Origin of the sequence: Dietzia sp. CH92 (assembly GCF_032248695.1) — a bacterium.
In the GTDB taxonomy this organism is placed as follows: domain Bacteria; phylum Actinomycetota; class Actinomycetes; order Mycobacteriales; family Mycobacteriaceae; genus Dietzia.
On record NZ_JAVHXC010000001.1, the window covers coordinates 426,505 to 448,898 of the forward strand.

The window sequence follows — 22,394 nt, forward strand, 5'->3', positions numbered from 1 at the left end:
GTGAGGCCCGCCGGGTCACTGGTAGGAGACGAACCACGGGCGCGGCGTCACGGCCATCGTCTGCTCGGGCGTGAACGTGGGCGTGTCCTCGTCGTAGAAATTCTTCCACGCCATCCGGATGTCGGGCGAGAGCCCGGCGCGCAGGACGTCCCACGTCTCCATCTTGAGATCGGGGGTGCCGTGCCCGTCGGCGTGCAGGGCGATCGCCACCTCCGGCCGCGACGTGTCGATGTCCTCGCGGTTCGAGATCATCGCCAGGCTGAACTGGTGAAGGATGAGCAGCTTCTGCGGGCCGCCGCTGTCGCGGGTGAGATCCGCGAGCCAGTGGATCACCCGGTTGATCTCCTCGGCGTCCACCGAGCCGATCTGCGCACCCGGCCGCTGCCCGGGTTCCAGCTTCCACTCCGGGTCCAGGGCCAGGCCCACGCCGGGCCGCCGGAGCATGTCCTCGAAGATCTTCGCCTGGTCGACCATGTCGGCCATCCCCGGCTGCAGGTCGATCACGGCATAGCCGCCGGCCCCCGTGATCGCGTCGACCATCGGCTCGAACACCTCCGGCGGCCACTCGTTGGTGAAGTTCCCGTCCGCACCCGGCCCACCCGCGGCGACGGTCCCGATGATCTCGAACGCCGGGATCACCGGCTCCGGGGAGAACGGCTGGTACTGCTCCACCAGCGCCCGCACGCGCTCCACGCTCTCGGCGGGCCCCTGCTCCCCGAGGATGCCCAGGACCGGGGTGATCGGCGAGCCGTAGGCGGCCACGAACCGCCGCCCCGGGAACACGAGCTGACCGCCGCCCGGCAGCTCGGGCACCGTCCGCGCCTTCTCGACCCGGTCGTCGAACTCCTCCTGCGAACCCCAGCCCGGGCCGAGCCCGTAGACCGCGTCCGCCCCCCGGACGGCCTCGACCGATCCGCCGTCGACACGCGGGTCCGGCGCCCTCAGGTGGGACACCTCCGCACCGGCGGCCACCGCCGTGGCGATCGACGCGACCGGGGTCCGGTCGTGGACGAGCACGCTCGGCGCGCCGTCGCCGTCCCACGCGGGCGCGCCCGGCACGAACGGCTCGGCCTCGTCCGAGGCCACCGCGTCCGCGCCCGACGGGCCCGCGCCCGACGAGTCCGGGCCCCCGCCGCCGGCGGCATCCGCATCGCGGCCCCCCGCCCCCGGATCGGCGACCGTCAGCAGCGCCGGCCCGCCGGGCGTCTGGTGCACCGTGACGTCGTCGATCCGGTCCGCGGGGACCTCCAGTTCGGAATGGAACGTGATCCCGGTCAGCTCCTCGAGCGACCGGCGGTCCGTCGGCGACTCGACCACCTCGCCGTCGTACCCGAAATCCGCCCCGCCGACCCGCAGCACCCGCTCGGCCCCCAGGCGGGCGACCTCCTCGGCCAGCACTTTCCCGGCCCCCGGTACCGCGGTGAGCATCGGGGCGCGCAGCCCCACCGCCACCGACGCCGCCCGCGCCTGCGCCGCCCGGTCCGGCGCGGCCACCACGACCACCGGCGCGGACTCCAGCAGCAACCGCGTGGTCTCCACGCCCGACCCGTCGGCGTCCGCGGCGAGGAGCACCCCGCCGGCCTCCACCGCCCGCGGTCCCGTACCGACGCCGTCCCCCGTCGTCCCGCACGCCGCCACCGACGCCCCCAGACAGACGGCGAGGACCGCCGCACCCACACCTCGGACGATGTGACGCACGGCGGTCCTCCTACAGCTGTCGGGAATCGATCCCGGTGGACCCTACAGGGGCCTCACGCGGGGCGCTCCCGCACCGCTCAGGCCGTCTCCGTGATGGGACGGTCGACCCAACTCATCAGGTCGCGCAGCTTCTGGCCGGTGACCTCGATCGGGTGCTCGGCGTTCTCCTTGCGCAGCGCCTCGAGCTCCTTGTTCCCGCCCTCGACGTTGGCCACGAGGCGCTTGGTGAACTCGCCGTTCTGGATGTCGGCGAGGATCTCCTTCATGCGCTCCTTGGTGCCGGCGTCGATGACGCGCGGGCCGGAGAGGTAGCCGCCGAACTCCGCGGTGTCGGACACCGAGTAGTTCATGCGGGCGATGCCGCCCTCGTACATCAGGTCGACGATGAGCTTGAGCTCGTGGAGCACCTCGAAGTACGCCAGCTCGGGCTCGTACCCGGCCTCGACCATGACCTCGAAGCCCGTCTTGACGAGCTCCTCGGTGCCGCCGCACAGCACGGCCTGCTCACCGAACAGGTCGGTCTCGGTCTCGTCCTTGAAGGTGGTCTTGATGACGCCGGCGCGGGTGCCGCCGATCGCCTTGGCGTAGGACAGCGCGAGCGCCTCGCCCTCGCCCTTGGGGTCCTGCTGCACGGCGATGAGCGCCGGGACGCCCTTGCCGTCCACGAACTGACGACGCACGAGGTGGCCGGGGCCCTTCGGCGCGACCATCGCGATGGTGATGTTCGCGGCCGGCTTGATGAGGCCGAAGTGGATGTTGAGGCCGTGACCGAAGAACAGCGCGTCGCCGTCGTTCAGGTTGGGCTCGATGTCGTCGGCGTAGATCTGCGCCTGCGAGGTGTCGGGGGCGAGCAGCATGACGACGTCGGCCCACTTGGCGGCCTCGGACGCGGTCATGACCTTGAGGCCGGCCTCCTCGGCCTTCTCACGGGACTTGGAGCCCTCGCGCAGGCCGATCACGACCTCCACGCCCGAGTCGCGCAGGCTCAGCGAGTGCGCGTGGCCCTGCGAGCCGTAGCCGATGACGGCGACCTTGCGGCCCTGGATCAGCGACAGGTCCGCCGAATCGTCGTAGAACATCTCCACTGCCATGGTGGATTCCCTTCGTTTGTTTTCGGTAAGTCGAAACCGGATTACAGGTCGAGACTATCGAGTGGTGGTGATGGACTTGGGACCGCGTCCGAGCGCGACCATGCCGGACTGCACGATCTCGCGGATGCCGTAGCCGTCGAGCATGCGCAACAGCGCGTCGAGCTTGTCCGGCGTGCCCGTGGCCTCGAGCGTGAGCGACTCCGGGGAGACGTCCACGATGTGCGCCCGGAACAGGCTGGCGATCTCGACGATCTGGCCGCGGTTGGTGGCGTCGGCCCGGACCTTGACCAGGGTCAGCTCGCGGGCGACGGACCCGGCCGGGTCCTGCTCGACGATCTTGATGACGTTGACCAGCTTGTTGAGCTGCTTGGTCACCTGCTCGAGCGGGAAGTCCTCGACGTTGACGACGATCGTCATGCGCGACAGCCCGTCGGTCTCGGTCGGTCCGACGGCCAGTGACTCGATGTTGAACCCGCGCCGGGAGAACAGCGACGCGACGCGCGCGAGCACGCCGGGCTTGTCCTCCACCAGCACGCTCAGGGTGTGGGAGCGAGCGCTCACTGATCCTCCTCCTGGCGGGCGACGACCGCGGCGTCGATCCGCTCGGTCACCTCGTGGATCTCCGTGGCCTCGTCCGCCGCGGAGTCGGTGTCGTCGAACAGCGGCCGGATGTCCCGGGCCGCCATGATCTCGTCGTTGGACGTCCCGGCGGCGACCATCGGCCACACCTGGGCGTCCTTGCCCACGATGAAGTCGATGAGCACCGGGCGGTCGTTGATCTCGCGGGCGCGGGCGATCACGTCGTCGACGTCCTCGGCCCGCTCGCAGCGCAGCGCCACACAGCCCAGGGCCTCGCCGAGCTTGACGAAGTCGGGGATGTGCATGGTGTGCGTCGACAGGTCGGTCTGCGAGTAGCGCTCCTCGTAGAACAGGGTCTGCCACTGGCGGACCATGCCCAGGTTGCCGTTGTTGATGAGCGCGATCTTGATGGGCGCGCCCTCGATCGCGCAGGTCGCCAGCTCCTGGTTGGTCATCTGGAAGCACCCGTCGCCGTCGATCGCCCACACCTCGGCGTCCTGGCGGCCGAACTTCGCCCCCATCGCGGCGGGGACGGCGTAGCCCATCGTGCCCAGGCCACCCGAGTTGAGCCAGGTGCGCGGCTTCTCGTACTTGACGAACTGGGCCGCCCACATCTGATGCTGGCCCACGCCGGCGCAGTAGACCGCGTCCGGGCCGGCGGCGGCGCTGAGCCGCTCGATGACGTACTCGGGCGAGAGGGAGCCGTCAGACTGCGGCGCGTACCCCAGCGGGTACTCGGCCCGGATCTCGTCCAGCTCACCGACCCACGTCGACGGCGCGGTCAGCGTGCCGGACTCGCGCTCCCCGCGCAGCGTCTCGACGAGCTCGACCAGCACCTCCCGGATGTCCCCGACGATCGGCACGTCCACGGCACGGTTCTTGCCGATCTCGGCCGGATCGATGTCGGCGTGGATGACCTTGGCGTCCGGGGCGAACGAGTCCAGGCGGCCCGTCACCCGGTCGTCGAAGCGCGCGCCGAGGGTGACCAGCAGGTCGGAGCGCTGCAGCGCGGCGACGGCGGCGACCGTGCCGTGCATGCCCGGCATGCCGTAGTGGAGCCGGTGGGAGTCCGGGAACGCACCCCGCGCCATGAGGGTCGTGACGACGGGGATGCCGGTCAGCTCCGCCAGCGCCATGAGCTCGGCCGAGGCGTCGGCCTTGATGACCCCGCCACCGACGTACAGCACCGGACGCGTCGCCCGGGCGATCATCCGCGCGGCCTCACGGATCTGCTTGCCGTGCGGCTTGGTGACCGGGCGGTAGCCCGGCAGCTTCATCTCCGGGGGCCACGAGAACGTCATCTCGCCCTGCAGGACGTCCTTGGGGATGTCCACGAGGACGGCACCCGGTCGGCCCGACTGCGCGATGTGGAACGCCTCGGCGATCATCCGCGGGATGTCGTCGCCGTGGGAGACGAGGAAGTTGTGCTTGGTGATCGGCATCGTGATGCCGGAGATGTCGGCTTCCTGGAAGCCGTCCGTGCCGATGAGGGAGGTACCGACCTGGCCGGTGATGGCCACGACCGGCACCGAGTCCATCTGGGCGTCCGCGAGGGGCGTCACCAGGTTGGTGGCGCCGGGACCCGAGGTCGCCATGCAGACGCCGACCCGTCCGGTCGCCTGGGCGTACCCGGTCGCGGCGTGGCCCGCGCCCTGCTCGTGCCGGACGAGCACGTGCCGGACCTTGGCCGAGTCGTAGAGCGGGTCGTAGACCGGCAGGATGGCCCCGCCGGGGATGCCGAAGACCACCTCGGTTCCGATCTCCTCGAGGGACCGGACGACGGCCTGCGCGCCCGTCATCCGCTCGGGGGCCGCCGGGCGGGCCTTCTGCTCTGCGCCCGGACGAGGTCCGGGTTGTGCCGTTGGTGCGCTCACTTCAACTGTCCTTCATGCTGGTCGTGGAGCTTGTCGTTCGTCGCCTCACCCGGCCCGGTGGGACCGGTGGAACCTGGCAACAAAAAACCCCCGACGACCACAGGGGGCCGGCGAGGGTGCGCGTCGGGGGGAAGCCAGGTTGCGGCTCAGGCGCCGACGCGCCGGCCGAGTACGAGACCGTTCCAGGTGTTCACGCGGCCCAGAGTAGGCGGCGGCCGGCCGCAGCGTCAACTCGTGGAACCCCGATCCCACATAGTGGGCCGTGCGAGAATGGAGCGCATCATGAGCGCCCCATTCAGAGCCCCGGTGCCGGAGTCGACCCCGCGTGACCGCGCCCTCTTCCGCGTCAACCCCATGTCCTACATCGTGATCGCCATCCTCGTGGTGGCGATCCTGTGGCCGGTCGCGGCCTACCCGCTCACCCTCGGCTGGCTCGTCCTGATCCCCCTGGGCTTCGGCTGGTGGATCGCCCGGACCCGGACCCGGCTCGACGAGCGGGGCGTCCACCTGACGACCTGGCGCTCCACGCGCTCGGTCCCGTGGGACCGGGTCAAGGGCGTCATGTTCCCCAAGAAGGGCTTCGCCCGGCTCGTGACGACCTCGGACGAGTCCCTACCGATGGGCGGGGTGTCCTTCCACGACCTCCCGCGCCTCTCCGCCGCCAGCCGGGGCCGCATCCGCGATCCCTACTCCGCGCCCGGACCCGAGCAGCCCTGACGCGCCGCGGCCGGCCGGCACCCGGTCGGCCACGGCCTGACGCCGCATACCCATCCGCTCGTACACGACGGTGACGGCGAGACCCACCACGAGTCCCCCGACCGTCCAGGCGCCCAGCACCCACACCGCGTGGCCGAGACCGGCGTCCCAGCCCGAGTCGAAGAACATGATCGAGCGCAGCCCGAGATAGGCCTGGTGCATGGGCTGCAGGTCCCCGATCGCGACGAACACCGGGGGCAACATCTGCGTCGGCGTCGCCCCGCCCGAGGTGGGGATGCCGAGCACCACGAACAGGACGAGGTTCACCAACAACCCGGCGTTGCCGATCGCGGCGATGATGGTGTGCGCGCAGAACCCCACGGCGATGATCACGAGGTTCGAGAACCAGAACATGTGCCCCGGGTCGTACCCGCTGATGCCGAGGATCGCCGCCACCCACAGGCACAGGGCCGACACCAGCGGAGCGGTGACGGCCGTGACCGCCCACTTCCGGACGAGGGTCTGGACCCGGCCGAACGGCGCGACGTGCACATGGTGGGCGAAGGGCCCGATCTCCAGCGGGATGAACCCGAGCCGGGCGTCCAGCAGGGCCGAGATGATCATCGCCCCGGTGAAGCCGGCGAGGATGACCACCAGCGCGTAGAACATGGGAAGCGATGCGTTGGACACGCCCGGCGGCAGTGGGTTCCACGCCGTGACGTCGACCCGGATCGGGTCACCGAGGGCGAGCGCCGCGGCCGCGTCGACCGACCCGCCCTCGGCCTCCGCGAGGAGCTCCGCGTCCTCCAGGAGCCCCGGCCCGACACGCTCACGGAACGACTCCTGCATCCGGTCGGCCATGGTGTTCATCACCTGCCCCGACACGATCGACACCCGCGGCGAGTACTGCAGCTCGACGCGGGCCCGCTCCGGCACCGGCCCGGCGCGCCCCTCGTCGGTCGCGGCCGCCTCGACCAGTGCGACCACCTGCTCGCTGAGCCCGGGAGGGATCCTCAGGGTCCCGAAGTACGTGCCGTCCCGGAGCCCCTCCTCGGCGGTCGCCGCGTCCACCATGTGCAGCCGGAGGGTGCCCCAGTCGTTGTTCTGGATGAGCCCCGCCGTGATGCGTGTCCCCACGTCGATCCGCCGCTCGCCCACCGGGGTGTCGAGGCCGGCTGCCTCGTCCGAGTTCACCACCGCGACCGGGATGTGCCGGGCGTGCGACTGCGGGTCCGCGGTTCCGCCGATGTACATGAAGGCGAGCAGGAAGAACAGTCCGCAGACCACGGCGACGGCCCCCGCGGAGTGCGAGGCGAACTCCCGTATCCCGCCGGTGTGACCGGACTCGCTCATGTCCATCCCCGATCCGTCGGTGGGCGGGCCGGCTCCGTACCGACCGTGAGAAGAGTAAACCCACACCGGGGCGTATCGTGGGGAGGTCACGGTGCTCCCCGGGCGCCGCCGCGAGCGCGCCCGGGACGCCCTCGCGGGTGCCGCCCCTCCCGGCCGCCCGCCCCCTTCGAAACGGATCGAGGTCCCATGCCGCCCCTGAGGTCACGAACCAGTACCGCCGGACGCAACGCCGCGGGGGCCCGGGCCCTCTGGCGCGCGACCGGGATGACGGACTCGGACTTCGGTAAGCCCATCATCGCGATCGCGAACTCGTACACGCAGTTCGTCCCGGGTCACGTCCACCTGAAGAACGTCGGTGAGATCGTCGCCGAGCAGATCGCGGCGGCCGGCGGCGTCGCCCGCGAGTTCCACACCATCGCCGTGGACGACGGCATCGCCATGGGTCACGCCGGCATGCTCTACTCCCTGCCCAGTCGCGAGATCATCGCGGACTCCGTGGAGTACATGGTCAACGCGCACACCGCCGACGCGCTGGTGTGCATCTCGAACTGCGACAAGATCACACCCGGCATGCTCAATGCCGCCATGCGGCTCAACATCCCGACCGTCTTCGTCTCGGGCGGGCCGATGGAGTCGGGCTTCTCGGTGGTCGTGGACGGCGTGGTCAAGGCCGGGTCGGATCTCATCACCGCGATCTCCGCGTCCGCGAACTCGGCCGTCGACGACGAGGGCCTGGATGCGATCGAGCGCTCGGCGTGCCCGACGTGCGGGTCGTGCTCGGGCATGTTCACCGCCAACTCGATGAACTGCCTCACCGAGGCGCTCGGCCTGTCGCTGCCGGGCAACGGGTCGACGCTCGCCACGCACAGCGCGCGCCGCGAGCTGTTCGCCGAGGCCGGACGCCTCATCGTGGACCTGTGCACCCGCTACTACCGCGACGAGGACGAGTCGGTCCTCCCCCGCTCGGTGGCCACCAAGTCGGCGTTCACCAACGCGATGGCGCTCGACGTCGCGATGGGCGGCTCCACCAATACGGTGCTCCACATCCTCGCCGCGGCGCAGGAGGGCGAGGTCGACTTCGACCTGCACGACATCGAGGAGGTCTCGCGCCGGGTCCCGTGTCTGGCCAAGGTCGCCCCGAACTCCGACTACTACATGGAACACGTCCACCGGGCGGGCGGCATCCCCGCGATCCTCGGCGAGCTGTACCGCGGTGGACTGCTGGAGACCGACGTCCACTCCGTCCACTCGCCGTCGCTCGAGCAGTACATCGCCGACTGGGACATCCGCAGCGGCACGGCCACCGACAAGGCCGTCGAGCTGTTCCACGCCGCCCCCGGTGGGGTCCGCACGATCGAGCCGTTCTCCACCGACAACCGGTGGGAGTCACTCGACACCGACGCGGTGAACGGCTGCATCCACTCGGTGGAGCACCCGGCGACCGCCGAGGGCGGACTCGTGGTGCTCAGGGGCAACATCGCACCGGACGGCTCGGTGTTCAAGACCGCCGGCGTCTCGGAGGAGAACTTCCACTTCTCGGGCCCGGCCCGGGTGGTCGAGTCCCAGGAGGAGGCCGTCTCGGTCATCCTCAACAAGACCCTGCAGGCCGGTGAGGTGCTGGTCGTGCTCTACGAGGGTCCGGCCGGCGGTCCGGGCATGCAGGAGATGCTGCACCCGACGGCGTTCATCAAGGGCGCCGGGCTCGGCGCCAAGTGCGCGCTCATCACGGACGGCCGCTTCTCGGGCGGTTCGTCGGGGCTGTCGATCGGTCACATCGCGCCGGAGGCCGCGTCGGGCGGCCCGATCGGCCTGGTCCGGGACGGCGACGTCATCACGATCGACGTGGCCACCCGCTCGATCTCGGTCGGGGTGGACGACGACGAGCTGGCGCGGCGCCGGGCGGAGAAGGGCCCGCTGCCGTGGCGCCCGGCGAACCGTGACCGGAAGGTCTCCACCGCGCTACGGGCGTACGCGTCGATGGCGTCGTCGGCCGACAAGGGCGCCGTGCGGATCCTTCCGGACTGACCGCCGCCCCTGGACCCGGTCGTCGCGGGCCGACCGCCCCCCGGCGGTCAGCCCGCGGTGACCGGCGGACTGTCGGCGGAGGACGTCAGCGGGTTGGTGCCGTTGAGGAAGTACCACAGGACGCCGGCCAGCACCAGGACGATCACCAGCCAGACGATCCCGCTGAACCGGGGCCGGTGCGACCATCCCCACTTGCGGTCGGCGGACCATCTCCCGGGCCCCGCGAACAGCAACGTCACGAGTGCGGCGGCGTAGAGGATCGACGGTTCGAGCCCCCGGGCGGTGTCGCTGAGCACGGGAATCGGATCGGCCCCGGTCAACCGCACAGCGATGCCGAGCCCCACGATCCCCAGCAGGCCGGCGGCCGCGACGGGCGTCGCCAGACCCACGACGAGCATGACGCCCGCCACGAGTTCGACGGCGCCGCCGGTGATCGCCAGCGCGCGGGCCTGGTCGAAGCCCGAGTCGGCGAGGGTCTGCGTGAACCCGTCGATGCCCGGGCCCCCGAACAGGCCGGCCAGTTTCTGCAGCCCGCGCATCGCCAACAGGATTCCCACGGCCAGGCGGAGGACGAACAGACCGAGGTCGATGGTCCCGCGCCGGCCGATCTCGTCGTTCCGGCCGGGCGCGATCGTCGTGGGTTGCTCGCCGAACGGCAGCGGCGCGGACATGTCGTACCCGCCCGACTCGGAGAACTGTGAGTAGTCGGTGCGCCCGGCGGCCGGGAACGCGGTCGTTGCGGCGTTACCTGTCGCCGCAGCTGTGCCGGAACCCGATGCGTCGGGGACGTCGAGCGGATAGTCGACGTCGTGGATGATCTCGGTACGGGCGTCGTCGTCCCCGCGCTTTGAGGAAGTCACACCCCGACTGTAGGCCGGTGCCGCCGTGAGGACCCGGACGACACGGCGCGCCGTAGTCTGGTCGGCATGAGATCGCTCGCGCTCGTCCTGGCGCTCACCGTCGCCGTGTCGGGTTGTGCGAGGTTCGACGACCGCCTCGAGGCCCCGTTCACGCCGGCGCCGGGGCCGGGGATGGCTGCTGCGCCGCCCGGTCCGCCGAGCACGCCACCTCCCCCTCCGACCTCGCCGACGGCGGAACCCGAACCGGCCCCGGAGACCGGCCCGTGCGTGGACCCCGATCCGGCGGTGATCGCGACGTGTCTGGACCCGGCGGTCGCGGTGGCGGGACTGGGCGAGCGGGCGTTGCTCGCGGAGGCGACGGGCGCGGTGAAGATCGTCTCGCCGGATGCGGACCCGGAGGATTTCGGCCGGGTGGATCCGCGGGGCGGCCGGGTGGCCGCGGTCGCGCCGTCCCCGGACTTCGCTGAGGACCGGCTCGTGTACCTCCTCGTCGTCGGCGGCGGCCCCACCCGCGTCGAGAGGCTGGCGCGTGGCGACGCCCCCCGCACGGTCGCGGAACTCGCGCCGGCCGACAGTGGCGGTCTCGCGTTCGTCTCCGACGTCCTCACCGTCGGCGTGGGGTCCGAGCTCATTCGGTTCCCGTCGTTCACGGGGATCGGACGCGCGGAGCAGCCGGAGGTCATCGGGCGCGACCTCGGACGCATCCAGGCGCTGTGTGTGCACCGGGACGAGGTGTACCTGTCCACCGTCACAGACCGTGGCGCAGCGCTCCGATCCCCGGACCGGATGGTGTGGACCTGGCCTGACCAGCGCTCCGCGGGCGGGTGCGCGGCCGACGAGGGGTCGCTGGCGATCGCACTGCCCGACGCCGAGCGGGTCGACACCGTGCAGACGGCCGGCGGCGCCGCGCGGGGCCAGCCCGAACCTCTCGCCGAGGGGCGATACGGGCGGTTGACCGGACTCACCATGGTCGGCGAGGGAATTCTCCTGGCGGGGACCACCAACAAGGCGGGCGGCTCCCCTGTCGCGACGGACGACCGCGCGGTCATCCTGCCCGGTTCCGGGGGCGGCGGCGACGCCCGGATGTGAGCAACTGTCGAACCCTTGTGCGATGTGTGCATGGCCGGTAACATAGCACGCATATTCGACACGATGTGGGGCTACGGCGGGGGGTGAGCGGGGTGGATACGACGACGACGAGCGGGTTCGATCCCGGGGCGCTGCGCGCGGTGGACGAGCCGCTGGACTCCCTGGACGCCGGGGCCTTGTCGGAGGTGGCGCGGTCGGCGACGCTGGCGCAGAACCTGGCCGGGGCGACCCGGCTGCACACCGCGCACCTGCTGGTCGAGAACTTCACCGGCCTGGAGACCGCCGCGCACGGCGATCCGGCCACCGACACCCGCCCCGCCCACGCCCGCCTCGCCCCGGCCGATCGCGCGCGGGACCACCTGGTGGCGGCGATGGCGCTGAGCGTCTGGCACGCCGCCCGCCTGGTCACCGCCGGCACCCAGATCCACACCCGCCTGCCCCGACTGCGCAAGGCCGTCACCCGCGGACTGCTGCCCGAGCAACTGGCCATCGACGCCGCCTGCCGCCTGGCCCGGATCGACGACGCCATCCTGCCCGCCGTGGAATCCGACGTCGTGGCCGCACTGTGCCGCGACCTGGCCAGCGGGCACCGCCCCAGCCGCACCGCCCTGAACCAGGCCGTGGACGCCTCCCGCGAGCGCCACGACCCCCGCGGGGCCGGCGACGCGGTCGACGCCGCCGTCGAGACACGCACCGTCCGATTCCGGCCCGAACGCGACGGCATGACCAGCATGTGGGCCCTGCTACCCAGCGGCCCGGCCGAGAAACTACGCCGCCGCCTGGAGGCCGCCGCCCGCGCCGCCACCGACGCCGCCGACCCCCGCACCCGCGCCCAACTACGCGCCGACGCCCTGAGCGCCCTGGGCGATCCCAACACCGACGACGTCGCCCGCCCCCACCCCGACGACCACACAGGCACCCCACCCGCCGCGGGTGCGGGTGCGGGGTCCGGGCCGCGGCCCCCGCTGGGCGCCTCCTGGGGCACCGAACAGCCGATCCGCATCGCCATCATCAACAGCGTCGCCCAGGGCCTGCCCAACCGGGTCGAGTTCGTCACCGGCGCCTACGCCAGCTTCGACTGGATCTGCGAGGAACTACTCTCCGGCGGCGATGCCACCGTCCGCTTCGAACTACTCGATCCCCAACCCGGCGCCCAGGACAACCCCGACGCGGCCCTGAAATACACCATCTCCCCGGCCCTGGCCGAACGGATCCGCCAACGCGACGGCACCTGCCGCCACCCCGGCTGCACCGTCGACGCCTGGGACTGCGAGATCGACCATGCCATCGCCTTCGACCACCAACGCCCCGAACTCGGCGGACCCACCGCCGAATGGAACCTGTACTGCCTGTGCCGCCGCCACCACCGCGAGAAAACCTTCGGCCACTGCGCCTACCGACCCGGCCCCCTCGGAGAACTGACCATCATCACCGAAACCGGACACGAACACCGCACCCTGCCCCACGGCCCCCTGGCCCAGGCCCGCGACCGCATCCTCGACCACGCCTGGCGCCAACACCTCGACCGCCTCATCACCGACGACGGCCACCTGACCAACCCACCCGGCATCGACCGCACCCTCCGCACCCGCAACCGCAGCCGAACCAACGGGGCCGACACGCCGCAGACGGGGCCGGACGAGCGCCGGGACGGACCGCGACCCGCCTGAAGACCGCCGTGCCCGGTCGCACCGATGCGACCGGGCACGATGGAGCCGCGGAGCGACTAGTTGCAGGCGGCGATCACCAGCTCCTTCACGCGGGCCGGATCGGCCTGCCCGCGGGTCGCCTTCATCACCGCACCGACGATCGCGCCGGCCGCCTGGACCTTGCCGGAGCGAATCTTGTCCGCGATGTCCGGCTGCGCCGCGAGCGCGTCGTCGACCGCCTTCTGCAGTGCGGAGTCGTCACGGACCACCTCGAGGCCCTTGTCGGCCACGATCTGGTCCGGCTCGCCCTCACCGTCGAGCACCGCGTCCACGACCTGGCGGGCCAGCTTGTTGGTGAGCTTGCCCTCCGCGACCAGCTCGACGACCCGGGCCAGCTGCGCCGGGGTGATGGCCAGGGCGTCCAGCTCGACGCCCCGCTTGTTCGCCTGCTGCGTCAAGTACGACACCCACCACGACCGGGCCTCCGCCGGGGGCGCGCCCGCGTCCACCGTCGCGAGGATCAGGTCCAGCGCCCCGGCGTTGACGAGATCGCGCATCTCCTCGTCCGAGACACCCCAGTCCGCCTGCACCCGCGCACGCCGCACCCACGGCAGCTCGGGCAGAGAGGCGCGGATCGACTCGATGAGCTCCACCGTCGGCTCCACGGGCGCCAGGTCGGGCTCGGGGAAGTACCGGTAGTCCTCGGCCGACTCCTTCGGCCGGCCCGCGGTCGTGGTGCCGTCCGACTCGTGGAAGTGCCGGGTCTCCAGAACGACCTCGCCGCCGGACTCGAGCACATCGGCCTGCCGGCACATCTCGTGCCGCACCGCGATCTCCACGCTGCGGAGCGAGTTGACGTTCTTCGTCTCCGTGCGCGTACCGAACTCGGTGGCGCCCTTCGGCATCAGCGAGACGTTCGCGTCGCAGCGCATCGAGCCCTGGTCCATCCGGACGTCGGAGACGTCGAGGCTCCTCAGCAGATCCCGCAGCGCCGAGACGTAGGCGCGGGCGATCTCCGGCGCACGCTCCCCCGCCCCGACGATCGGCTTGGAGACGATCTCGATGAGCGGGACGCCCGCCCGGTTGAAGTCCAGCAGCGAGTGCGTGGCGCCGTGGATTCGGCCCGTCGCCGAACCGACATGCGTGGACTTACCGGTGTCCTCCTCCATGTGCGCGCGCTCGATGTCCACGCGCCACGTGCTGCCGTCCTCGAGTTGGACGTCGAGGTAACCGTCGTGGGCGATCGGCTCGTCGTACTGCGAGATCTGGTAGTTCTTCGGCTGATCCGGGTAGAAGTAGTTCTTCCGGGCGAACCGGCTGTACGGCGCGATCTCGCAGTTCAGCGCCAGGCCGATCTTGATGGCCCACTCCACCGCCTGGCGGTTCGCGACCGGCAAGGCGCCCGGCAGGCCGATGCACACCGGACACACCTGCGTGTTGGGCTCGGCCCCGAACCCGGTCGGACACCCGCAGAACATCTTGGTGTTGGTGTGCAGCTCGACGTGCACCTCCATACCCATGACGGGATCGAAACGTGACACGACCTCGGTGAACTCCATGCCGAACAATCTAGCCGAAGAGGCAGGCGGCCTCGCGGTAGCGGTCCTCCGGGACGGTCTTGAGCACCGCCACGGCCTCCTCGACCGGCACCATCTCGATCGCGTCGCCCCGCAGCGCGACGATCTGGCCGAAGTCACCGCGGTGCACCGCGTGCGCGGCGTGCACGCCGAAACGGGTCGCGAGGACGCGGTCGTACGCGGTCGGGGTGCCGCCACGCTGGATGTGGCCGAGCACCGTGGTCCGCACGTCGCGGTTCATGCGCTCACGGATCGCGGTCGCCATCTGGTCGGCGACCCCGGTGAACACCTCGTGGCCGAACTGGTCGACCCCGCCCTCGCGCAGGGTCATGCCCGAACCCTCGACAGGCGTGGCGCCCTCGGCCACCACGCAGATCCCGTAGGCCTCCCCCATCTGGAACCGACGCTTCATCACCTTGCAGACGTAGTCGATGTCGAACGGCACCTCGGGGATGACGATCATGTGCGCACCCGAGGCCAACCCGGCGTGCAACGCGATCCACCCGGCGTGCCGCCCCATCACCTCGACCAGCATGACGCGCTCGTGCGACTCCGCGGTCGTGTGCAGGCGGTCGATCGCGTCCGAGGCGATCGACACGGCGGTGTCGAACCCGAAGGTGTAGTCGGTGCCGCCCACGTCGTTGTCGATGGTCTTGGGCACGCCCACCACGGGGATGCCGTTCTCGGTGAGCCAGCGGGCGGCCTTGAGCGTCCCGTCTCCGCCGATCGCCACCAGCGCGTCCAGGGCGTGCCGTTCGAGGGTCCGGCGGATCTGCGGGAGGCTGGCGGTCAGGACGTCCGGGTTGAGTCGGCCGGTTCCGAGAATCGTGCCACCGCGGAGCAGGATGCGGTCGATGCCCTCGTCGTCGAACAGTGGGACCGCACGGTCCTCGACCAGGCCGGACCACCCGTCCTGGAACCCTAGGACCGGTGAGTCGTACTCGGAGTTGGCGGTGCGGACCAGCGCGCGGATGACCGCGTTGAGTCCCGGGCAGTCGCCGCCGGCGGTGAGGACACCTATACGCACGTCGAGCTCCTCTCGGTTCCCCCGCAGTCTAGGGGCGTGTGGCGGCTGACCGCTCCCGGGCCGGCGCGGTGTCGGTCCTGAACGCCATCGTGGCCAGGCCGCCGAGCAACACCACCACGGCGGGCAGGACCATCGCGTCCGCGACCGCCTGGCCGATATCGCCGTGCGCGACCTGGCGCGCCTGCATGAGGGCGCCGATCGCGGCGGAGCCCAGCACGGCACCGACCTGGCGCGTGGTGTTGTAGACCCCGGATCCGGCGCCGGCGGACGCCAGCTCGAGTCGGCGCATCGCGGTGGAGGACGTCGGCGCCCACACGCACCCGTTCGCCACCCCCATGAGGGCGATGGGGCCGAGCAGGACGAGGACCGGCGTCTGCGAGTCCATCACCAGCGCGAGCCAGAACAGGGAGATCGCGTACGAGAAGTAGCCGATCCCCGTGAAGATGCGGGGGTCGAGACGGTCGGCCCACCGGCCCACCACGGGTGCGAGGACGCCGGCGACCAGGGCCATCGGCAGCAGCATCAGACCGGCGCGGGTGGGGCTGAGCTCCTTGACGCCCTGCAGGTAGAACATGAGCGGCACCATCGTGCCGGCGGTGACGAAGCCGATCGTCGACACACCGAACGTCCCGATCGAGAAGTTGCGGTCGCGGAACAGCCGGAGGGGGACGAGCGGCTCGGTGCGGACCCGCGACTGCCACCACACGAACACCGTCAGGCCCACCACGCCGGCCACGATCAGTGCCGCGGTCGTCCCGCCCCAGCCGTGCGACTCCCCCTGCTGGATACCGAACACCAGCAGGAACATGCCGATCGCCGACAGGACGATCCCCGGGATGTCATAGGACCGCGACCGGGTCTCCAACGTCGGCACCCACAGCCACACCAGCACCACGGCGAGCACACCGAACGGGATGTTGACGAAGAAGATCCACCGCCAGTCGAAGGCGTCGATCAGGACGCCGCCGAACACCGGGCCGACCACCGAGGCGATGCCGGCCACCGCGCCCCACGTGCCCATGGCCGCGCCGCGGCGCTCGGGCGCGAACACCCGGGTGATGACGCTCAGCGACTGCGGGGTGAGCAGCGCGGCGCCGACACCCTGGAACACCCGGGCCACGATGAGCGTCTCGATGTTCGGCGCGAGGCCGCACCACAGGGAGGCCCCGGTGAACACCACCAGGCCGGCGATCGCCACGGTGCGCGGCCCGATCTGGTCCCCGAGCCGCCCGGTGAACAGCAGCGGCACCACGTACGCCAGCAGGTAGGCGCTGGTCACCCAGATGACCTGGTTGGTGCTGGCGCCGAGCTGGGTCACGAACGCCTCGGTGGCCACCGCGACGATCGTCTGGTCCACCAGGATCATGAAGAACCCGATGACCAGGGCCGCGAGGGCCTTCCAGGCGTCCCGCTCGGGGACGGTGGTCACGCGATCGCGCCTCTCGCGGCCTCGTAGGCGGCGCCCACCCGGTAGAGGCGGTCGTCGGCCAGCGCCGGCGCCATGATCTGCAGCCCCGCGGGGAGACCCTCGACCAGACCGGACGGCACCGACATGCCGCAGTGTCCGGCGAGGTTGAGCGGCAGCGTGCACAGGTCGAACTGGTACATCGCGACCGGGTCCTCGACCTTGTCGCCGAGCGGGAACGCGGTCGTGGGCGTGGTCGGCGAGACGAGGACGTCCACCTTCTCGTACGCGGCGTCGAAGTCGCGGGCGATGAGCGTGCGGACCTTCTGCGCCTGGCCGTAGAAGGCGTCGTAGTAGCCGGCGGACAGCGCGTAGGTGCCCAGCATGATGCGGCGCTTGACCTCGGGGCCGAACCCGGCCTCGCGGCTGGCGGCCATCACCTGGTCGGCCGATCCCTCGCCGGTGCGCAGGCCGTAGCGCATCGCGTCGAACCGGGCGAGGTTGCTGGAGACCTCGGACGGGAGGATGAGGTAGTAGGCCGGCAGCGCGTAGCGGAAATTGGGGCAGGAGACCTCGACGATCTCCGCACCCAGTTCGCGCAGGGTGTCGACCGCGGCCCGGAACGAGGCCTCGACCCCGGGCTGGTAGCCCTCGCCCGAGAATTCGGTGACCACGCCGACGCGCAGCCCGGTCAGGTCGCCCTTCGCGCCCTCGCGGGCGGCCGCGACGACGTCCGGGACCGCCACGTCCAGGCTGGTGGAGTCACGCGGGTCGTGCCCGGCGATCACCTGGTGCAGCAGCGCGGTGTCCTCGACGGTGCGGCCGCACGGCCCGCCCTGGTCGAGCGAGGAGGCGCAGGCCACGAGGCCGTACCGGGAGACGGTCCCGTACGTGGGCTTCACGCCGACCGTCGCGGTGAGCGCGGCGGGCTGGCGGATCGACCCACCCGTGTCGGTGCCGATGGCGAGCGGGGCCTGGTGCGACGCGAGCGCCGCGGCCGAGCCGCCTCCCGAGCCGCCGGGGGTTCGGCTGGGATCCCACGGGTTGCGGGTGGGCCCGTACGCGGAGTTCTCGGTGGAGGACCCCATGGCGAACTCGTCCATGTTGGTCTTGCCGAGGATCGGGATGCCCGCCTCGCGCAGCCGGCTCGTCACGGTCGCGTCGTACGGGGAGCGGTACCCCTCGAGGATGCGGGAACCGCACGTGGTGGGCGCGTCGGTGGTGGTGAAGACGTCCTTGAGGGCGATGGGCACGCCGGCCAGCGGGCCGAGCGCCTCACCGGCGGCCAGGCGGGAGTCGACGTCCCGGGCCGCCGCGAGGGCCTCGTCGGCGCCCACGTGCAGGAAGGCGTTGATCTCGCCGTCGACCTCGTCGATCCGGTCCAGGTGCGCACGAGTGACCTCCTCCGAGGACACCTCCCGCGCGGCGATCCGGCCCGCCAGCTCGGCGGCGGTGGCGGTGGTGAGCTCGGTCATGCGTCCTCTCCCAGGATCTGCGGGACCTCGAAGCGCTGCTCGTCGGCGGCGGGCGCCTGGTCGAGGGCCTGCTCGGGGGTCAGTCCCGGGGTGACCACGTCGTCGCGGTAGACGTTGGTGATCGCGGTGGGGTGGCTCATCGCCGGGACGTCGTCCGCGGCGACCTCCGAGACGGCCTGCACGTGGTCGAGGATGTCGGTGAGCTGCTGTGCGAACGAATCCAGCTCGGCGTCGCTCAGTTCCAGGCGGGAGAGCCTGGCCAGATGCGCGACGTCCCCGCGTGAGATCGAGGTCACGTGCCTGCCCCTTTCCGTGGCGTGGTCGGTACCGGCCCAGCCTAGTCAGGCCGCGGGGGTGCGGCACAATGGGCGTCATGTCTTATCTCCTCCGCGTCATGCTGCCCGATCGACCGGGCAGCCTCGGCTCCCTCGCGGTGGCGTTGGGAACCGTGGACGCGGACATCATCAGCCTCGACGTGGTGGACCGTTTCGACGGTGTCGCGGTGGACGACATCGTGGTCACGGTGCCCAACGGCACGTTCCCCGACACACTCATCACCGCGGCCGAGCGGCTGGACGGGGTCGTGGTGGATTCCCTGCGCCCGTTCGGTGGCATCCTCGACGCCCACCGTGAGCTCGAGTTGATCGACGCGGTGGCCGGAGCGGGCGCCGGGGCCGCGCAGATGCTCGCCGACGAGCTCCCCGCGGCGCTGCGGGTCGGGTGGGCGCTGGTGGTGGAGGTGACCGGGACCGGGTCCTGTCGCCTCGTGGCGCGCGGGGAATCCGCGCCGCTGTGGGACGGCGGGCAGGTCTCCGCGCTGAGCGACCTGGAGCGTGTCACCGCACTGGATTACGACGACGACGAGGTCCCGGCCGAATGGACGGCGATGGACACCGCGTTGGCGGCCGCGCCTCTCAACGCGGACCACGTCCTCGTGGTGGGCAGACCCGGCGGCCCCTCGTTCCGGCCGTCGGAGATCGCCCGGCTGGGCTACCTCACGGGGATCCTGCGCTCCCTGCACGCCGGCTGAGGCGCGCCGTCACCGGTCGGCGTCGTCCGCGTCCGGATCCGCGGTACCGACCGGGGCGGGCCCGTTCTCCATGAGCTCCACGAAGCCCGCCTCGTCGAGAATCGTCAGCCCCAGTTCCTCGGCCTTCGCCGCCTTCGAACCGGGGTTGTCCCCCACCACCACGTAGTCGGTCTTCTTGGACACCGATCCCGAGGCCTTGCCGCCGCGGGCGATGATGGCCTCCTTGATGCCGTCGCGGGTGAAGCCCTCCAGGGAGCCCGTCGCCACGATCGTCAGTCCCTCGAGCGTGCGCGGGATCGACTCGTCCCGCTCGTCAGCCATCGAGACGCCGGCCGCCGTCCACCGGTCGACGATCTCGCGATGCCAGTCGACGCCGAACCACTCGACCACCGACGCGGCGATCGTCTGGCCCACGCCGTCGGTCTCGGCCAGTTCCTCCTCGGACGCGGCGCGGATGGCTTCCATCGTCCCGAACTTCGTCGCGAGGGCACGGGCGGCGGTCGGGCCGACGTGACGGATCGACAGGGCGACCAGGACCCGCCACAGCGGCCGGTCCTTCGCCGTGGCGAGGTTGGCCAGTAGTTTGCGCCCGTTCTCGGTGAGCACGGTGCGCTCGGGCTCGGCGCCCTCCTCGATCTGCTTGCGCGTCGCCTTGTCGATACGAGTGTAGAGGTGCGTGCGGAGGAGATCGGCCTCGGTGAGATCGAAGAGCCCGGCCTCGTTCTCGAGCACCCCGCTGGCGAGGAGGTCGGACGCGCCCTCGTACCCGAGTGCCTCGATGTCCAGCGCGTTACGGGAGGCGAGGTAGAACAGCCGCTCCCGTAGCTGGGCGGGGCACGACCGCTGATTGGGGCAGCGCCAGTCGGCGTCACCCTCGCGGGCGGGGGCGAGGACGGTGTCGCACTCGGGGCAGCGCTCGGGGAAGACGAACTCGCGCTCGGTCCCGTCGCGCCGCTCGACCACGGGACCGAGGACCTCGGGGATCACGTCGCCCGCCTTGCGGATCACCACGGTGTCGCCGATGAGCACACCCTTGCGGATCACCTCGGTCTGGTTGTGCAGCGTCGCCAGCGACACGGTCGACCCGGCGACCAGCACCGGCTCCATGTAGGCGAACGGCGTCACGCGCCCGGTCCGGCCGACGGAGACCCGGATGTCGAGCAGCTCCGTCATGACCTCCTCGGGCGGGTACTTGTAGGCGATCGCCCACCGAGGGGCGCGCGAGGTCTGGCCGAGGCGGCGCTGGACGGCGCGGTCGTCGATCTTGACGACGAGGCCGTCGATCTCGTGCTCGGGGTCGCCGCGGTGCTCGCCCCAGTACTTCATCCGCTCGACGACCTCCTCGACGCCCGTCGCGGGTGCGGTGTGCGGTGAGACGGGCAGTCCCCAGTCCGCGAGCGCGAGGTAGACGTCGTGGAGGCTCTCGAACGCCGCGCCCTCCACGGCGCCCAGGCCGTGGCAGTACATCCCGAGGCGGCGCTGAGCGGTGATGGCCGGGTTCTTCTGCCGCAGCGACCCCGCGGCACTGTTGCGGGGGTTGGCGAACGGCGCCTTGCCCTCCGCCACCAGCCGGGCGTTGAGCTCCGCGAAGTCCTCGAGGCGGAAGAATACCTCGCCGCGGACCTCGAGCAGGGAGGGCACCGGCCGGTCCGGCGTCGGGGTGAGGGTCACCGGGATGTCCTCGATCGTGCGGGCGTTGAGCGTGACGTCCTCGCCCGTCCGCCCGTCGCCGCGGGTGGCCGCGCTGACGAGCTTGCCGTCGCGGTACACCAGGTCCAGCGCGACGCCGTCGATCTTCACCTCGCAGAGGAACGGGAGCCGGTCCTCGGGCACCCCGGCCTGCTCGACCGCGGAGGCCACCCAGTCGCGGAGCTCCTCCTCGGAGAAGACGTTGTCCAGACTGGTCATCCGCTCCAGGTGCTCGACCGGGGCGAAGTCCGTGGAGAAGCCGCCACCGACCAGCTGCGTGGGAGAGTCGGCGGTACGCAGTGCCGGGTACTTCTCCTCGAGCGCCTGCAGGTCCCCGAAGAGCCGGTCGAACTCGGCGTCGGAGACGATCGGTGCGTCCTTGACGTAGTAGCGGAACTGGTGGTCGCGGACCGTCTCCGCGAGTTCGGTCCACTCCTGCCGGACCTCGGGCGGGATGTCCCCGGTGCCGGCGGGCTCGGTGCTCTCCTCGGGTTGGCTCACACAGACAGGTTATGTCGAGCGCGGCCGCGGTGCCTCCGCGGTGTCGGAGCGCTGGCCTACCGTGAGCCCATGGACAACGACAACACGATCCCCGTCAGCATCGACCGGAACCGCCTCCTGGCCTTCGACCTCGAGACGACCGGCCCCGACCCCCGCACCGCGCACGTCGTCACCTCGGCCCTCATCGAGATCGACGGGCCCCGCAAGAGGGAACGCAACTGGCTCGCCGATCCCGGCATAGAGATCCCGGAGGGGGCGACCGCGGTCCACGGCATCACCACGGCCCACGCCCGGGAACACGGTCGGCCCCACGCCGAGGTGGTCGCCGAGACCGTGGCGGCCATCCAGCAGGGGTGGCGCGACGGGCGCACGCTCGTGGTGTTCAACGCCTGTTACGACCTGACCGTCCTGCGGCGTTGGCACCCGGAGTTCGAGGTGGTCGGCCCGGTGATCGACCCCTATGTCGTGGACCGCGCGGTCGACCCCTTCCGCAAGGGCAAGCGCACGCTCGAGGCGTTGTGCGGTCAGCACGGGGTGCGTCTCGACGCCGCTCACGAGGCCGCGGCGGACGCGCTCGCGGCCGCGCGGCTGGCGTGGAAGATGCTCGGCACCCAGCAGGAACTGTCCGGATGCGACTGGCGCGAGTCCAACGCCCTGCAGGCCCGGTGGCACGAGTCGCGTCAGCGGGACTTCGCGGCCTACCTGGAGCGGTCCGGCAAGGACGCGTCAGACGTCAACACGGTGTGGCCCGTGGCCGCGGTGTAGGCACGCGCCGC

18 protein-coding genes are annotated in these 22,394 nt (G+C 71.4%); 6 read left to right on the forward strand and 12 right to left on the reverse strand.

The features are described from left to right. Positions 1 to 15 precede the first annotated feature (15 nt). The 4 genes from RWK90_RS02065 to RWK90_RS02080 all read right to left on the reverse strand — a co-directional run bounded on the left by RWK90_RS02065 (position 16) and on the right by RWK90_RS02080 (position 5,242). Complete coding sequence (locus tag RWK90_RS02065; protein WP_314034181.1) at positions 16 to 1,698, reverse strand: hypothetical protein; 1,683 nt, start codon at positions 1,696 to 1,698, stop codon at positions 16 to 18. Between the two features lie 77 nt (positions 1,699 to 1,775). Then, complete coding sequence (ilvC, locus tag RWK90_RS02070; RefSeq protein ID WP_314034183.1) at positions 1,776 to 2,789, reverse strand: ketol-acid reductoisomerase; 1,014 nt, start codon at positions 2,787 to 2,789, stop codon at positions 1,776 to 1,778. Between the two features lie 54 nt (positions 2,790 to 2,843). After that, complete coding sequence (ilvN, locus tag RWK90_RS02075) at positions 2,844 to 3,350, reverse strand: acetolactate synthase small subunit (RefSeq protein WP_007627160.1); 507 nt, start codon at positions 3,348 to 3,350, stop codon at positions 2,844 to 2,846. Then, positions 3,347 to 5,242 (reverse strand): acetolactate synthase large subunit, encoded by a 1,896-nt coding sequence (locus tag RWK90_RS02080; protein ID WP_314034187.1) that lies wholly within the window; start codon positions 5,240 to 5,242, stop codon positions 3,347 to 3,349. The genes ilvN and RWK90_RS02080 overlap by 4 nt, the downstream gene beginning before the upstream one ends. A gap of 282 nt (positions 5,243 to 5,524) precedes the next feature. Between RWK90_RS02080 and RWK90_RS02085 the strand changes: the two genes are divergently transcribed. Further along, the gene (locus tag RWK90_RS02085) at positions 5,525 to 5,959 is read left to right on the forward strand and encodes a PH domain-containing protein (RefSeq protein ID WP_314034189.1); all 435 of its coding nucleotides are present in this window, start codon (positions 5,525 to 5,527) and stop codon (positions 5,957 to 5,959) included. Here the strand turns inward: RWK90_RS02085 and RWK90_RS02090 are convergent. Continuing rightward, the gene (locus RWK90_RS02090; RefSeq protein ID WP_314034191.1) at positions 5,855 to 7,291 is read right to left on the reverse strand and encodes a DUF3533 domain-containing protein; all 1,437 of its coding nucleotides are present in this window, start codon (positions 7,289 to 7,291) and stop codon (positions 5,855 to 5,857) included. The genes RWK90_RS02085 and RWK90_RS02090 overlap by 105 nt on opposite strands. Positions 7,292 to 7,477: 186 nt before the next feature. Here RWK90_RS02090 and ilvD point away from each other — a divergent pair, with 186 nt between their 5' ends. Continuing rightward, complete coding sequence (ilvD, locus tag RWK90_RS02095; protein WP_314034193.1) at positions 7,478 to 9,316, forward strand: dihydroxy-acid dehydratase; 1,839 nt, start codon at positions 7,478 to 7,480, stop codon at positions 9,314 to 9,316. A 47-nt stretch (positions 9,317 to 9,363) separates the two neighbouring features. On the opposite strand, the gene RWK90_RS02100 is transcribed toward ilvD, so the two are convergent. Further along, the gene (locus RWK90_RS02100; RefSeq protein WP_314034194.1) at positions 9,364 to 10,176 is read right to left on the reverse strand and encodes a DoxX family protein; all 813 of its coding nucleotides are present in this window, start codon (positions 10,174 to 10,176) and stop codon (positions 9,364 to 9,366) included. Between the two features lie 66 nt (positions 10,177 to 10,242). On the opposite strand from RWK90_RS02100, the gene RWK90_RS02105 reads away from it, so the two are divergent. Continuing rightward, complete coding sequence (locus RWK90_RS02105) at positions 10,243 to 11,265, forward strand: oxidoreductase (protein WP_314034196.1); 1,023 nt, start codon at positions 10,243 to 10,245, stop codon at positions 11,263 to 11,265. Between the two features lie 92 nt (positions 11,266 to 11,357). Continuing rightward, positions 11,358 to 12,935 carry a DUF222 domain-containing protein gene (locus RWK90_RS02110; RefSeq protein ID WP_314034198.1) on the forward strand — a complete coding sequence of 526 codons (1,578 nt, stop codon included), beginning with the start codon at positions 11,358 to 11,360 and terminating at the stop codon, positions 12,933 to 12,935. Positions 12,936 to 12,991: 56 nt separating this feature from the next. Here RWK90_RS02110 and gatB read toward each other — a convergent pair whose 3' ends face one another. Genes gatB through gatC form a run of 5 tightly spaced genes read right to left on the reverse strand, consistent with a single transcriptional unit; the run spans position 12,992 to position 18,694 of the window. Continuing rightward, positions 12,992 to 14,473: an Asp-tRNA(Asn)/Glu-tRNA(Gln) amidotransferase subunit GatB gene (gatB, locus tag RWK90_RS02115; RefSeq protein WP_314034200.1), complete on the reverse strand. Its 1,482-nt coding sequence runs from the start codon at positions 14,471 to 14,473 to the stop codon at positions 12,992 to 12,994. A gap of 10 nt (positions 14,474 to 14,483) precedes the next feature. Beyond that, positions 14,484 to 15,518 carry an ATP-dependent 6-phosphofructokinase gene (locus RWK90_RS02120; protein ID WP_314034202.1) on the reverse strand — a complete coding sequence of 345 codons (1,035 nt, stop codon included), beginning with the start codon at positions 15,516 to 15,518 and terminating at the stop codon, positions 14,484 to 14,486. 28 nt (positions 15,519 to 15,546) lie between these two features. After that, on the reverse strand, positions 15,547 to 16,947 hold the full coding sequence (locus tag RWK90_RS02125) for a DHA2 family efflux MFS transporter permease subunit (RefSeq protein WP_314034204.1): 1,401 nt from the start codon (positions 16,945 to 16,947) through the stop codon (positions 15,547 to 15,549). Continuing rightward, the gene (gene gatA / locus RWK90_RS02130; protein ID WP_314034206.1) at positions 16,944 to 18,398 is read right to left on the reverse strand and encodes an Asp-tRNA(Asn)/Glu-tRNA(Gln) amidotransferase subunit GatA; all 1,455 of its coding nucleotides are present in this window, start codon (positions 18,396 to 18,398) and stop codon (positions 16,944 to 16,946) included. The genes RWK90_RS02125 and gatA overlap by 4 nt, the downstream gene beginning before the upstream one ends. Then, the gene (gene gatC / locus RWK90_RS02135) at positions 18,395 to 18,694 is read right to left on the reverse strand and encodes an Asp-tRNA(Asn)/Glu-tRNA(Gln) amidotransferase subunit GatC (protein WP_314034208.1); all 300 of its coding nucleotides are present in this window, start codon (positions 18,692 to 18,694) and stop codon (positions 18,395 to 18,397) included. Before gatC ends, gatA begins: the two co-directional genes overlap by 4 nt. 77 nt (positions 18,695 to 18,771) lie before the next feature. On the opposite strand from gatC, the gene RWK90_RS02140 reads away from it, so the two are divergent. Then, positions 18,772 to 19,428, forward strand: coding sequence for an amino acid-binding protein (locus RWK90_RS02140; protein ID WP_314034210.1), 657 nt, complete (start codon positions 18,772 to 18,774; stop codon positions 19,426 to 19,428). Positions 19,429 to 19,437: 9 nt separating this feature from the next. On the opposite strand, the gene ligA is transcribed toward RWK90_RS02140, so the two are convergent. Then, positions 19,438 to 21,618, reverse strand: coding sequence for an NAD-dependent DNA ligase LigA (gene ligA, locus RWK90_RS02145; RefSeq protein WP_314034212.1), 2,181 nt, complete (start codon positions 21,616 to 21,618; stop codon positions 19,438 to 19,440). A 69-nt stretch (positions 21,619 to 21,687) separates the two neighbouring features. Between ligA and RWK90_RS02150 the strand changes: the two genes are divergently transcribed. Continuing rightward, a complete protein-coding gene (locus tag RWK90_RS02150; protein WP_314034213.1) occupies positions 21,688 to 22,383 on the forward strand; it encodes an exonuclease domain-containing protein in 696 nt (231 codons plus the stop codon). Positions 22,384 to 22,394: the final 11 nt, after the last annotated feature.

Excerpts from the sequence above, each read along its gene's own strand:
- RWK90_RS02090 (WP_314034191.1), bottom strand. The coding sequence starts at position 7,291 with ATGAGCGAGTCCGGTCACACCGGCGGGATACGGGAGTTCGCCTCGCAC.
- gatB (WP_314034200.1), bottom strand. The coding sequence starts at position 14,473 with ATGGAGTTCACCGAGGTCGTGTCACGTTTCGATCCCGTCATGGGTATG.
- ilvD (WP_314034193.1), top strand. The coding sequence starts at position 7,478 with ATGCCGCCCCTGAGGTCACGAACCAGTACCGCCGGACGCAACGCCGCG.
- RWK90_RS02085 (WP_314034189.1), top strand. The coding sequence starts at position 5,525 with ATGAGCGCCCCATTCAGAGCCCCGGTGCCGGAGTCGACCCCGCGTGAC.
- RWK90_RS02150 (WP_314034213.1), top strand. The coding sequence starts at position 21,688 with ATGGACAACGACAACACGATCCCCGTCAGCATCGACCGGAACCGCCTC.
- RWK90_RS02105 (WP_314034196.1), top strand. The coding sequence starts at position 10,243 with ATGAGATCGCTCGCGCTCGTCCTGGCGCTCACCGTCGCCGTGTCGGGT.
- gatA (WP_314034206.1), bottom strand. The coding sequence starts at position 18,398 with ATGACCGAGCTCACCACCGCCACCGCCGCCGAGCTGGCGGGCCGGATC.
- RWK90_RS02140 (WP_314034210.1), top strand. The coding sequence starts at position 18,772 with ATGTCTTATCTCCTCCGCGTCATGCTGCCCGATCGACCGGGCAGCCTC.
- ilvC (WP_314034183.1), bottom strand. The coding sequence starts at position 2,789 with ATGGCAGTGGAGATGTTCTACGACGATTCGGCGGACCTGTCGCTGATC.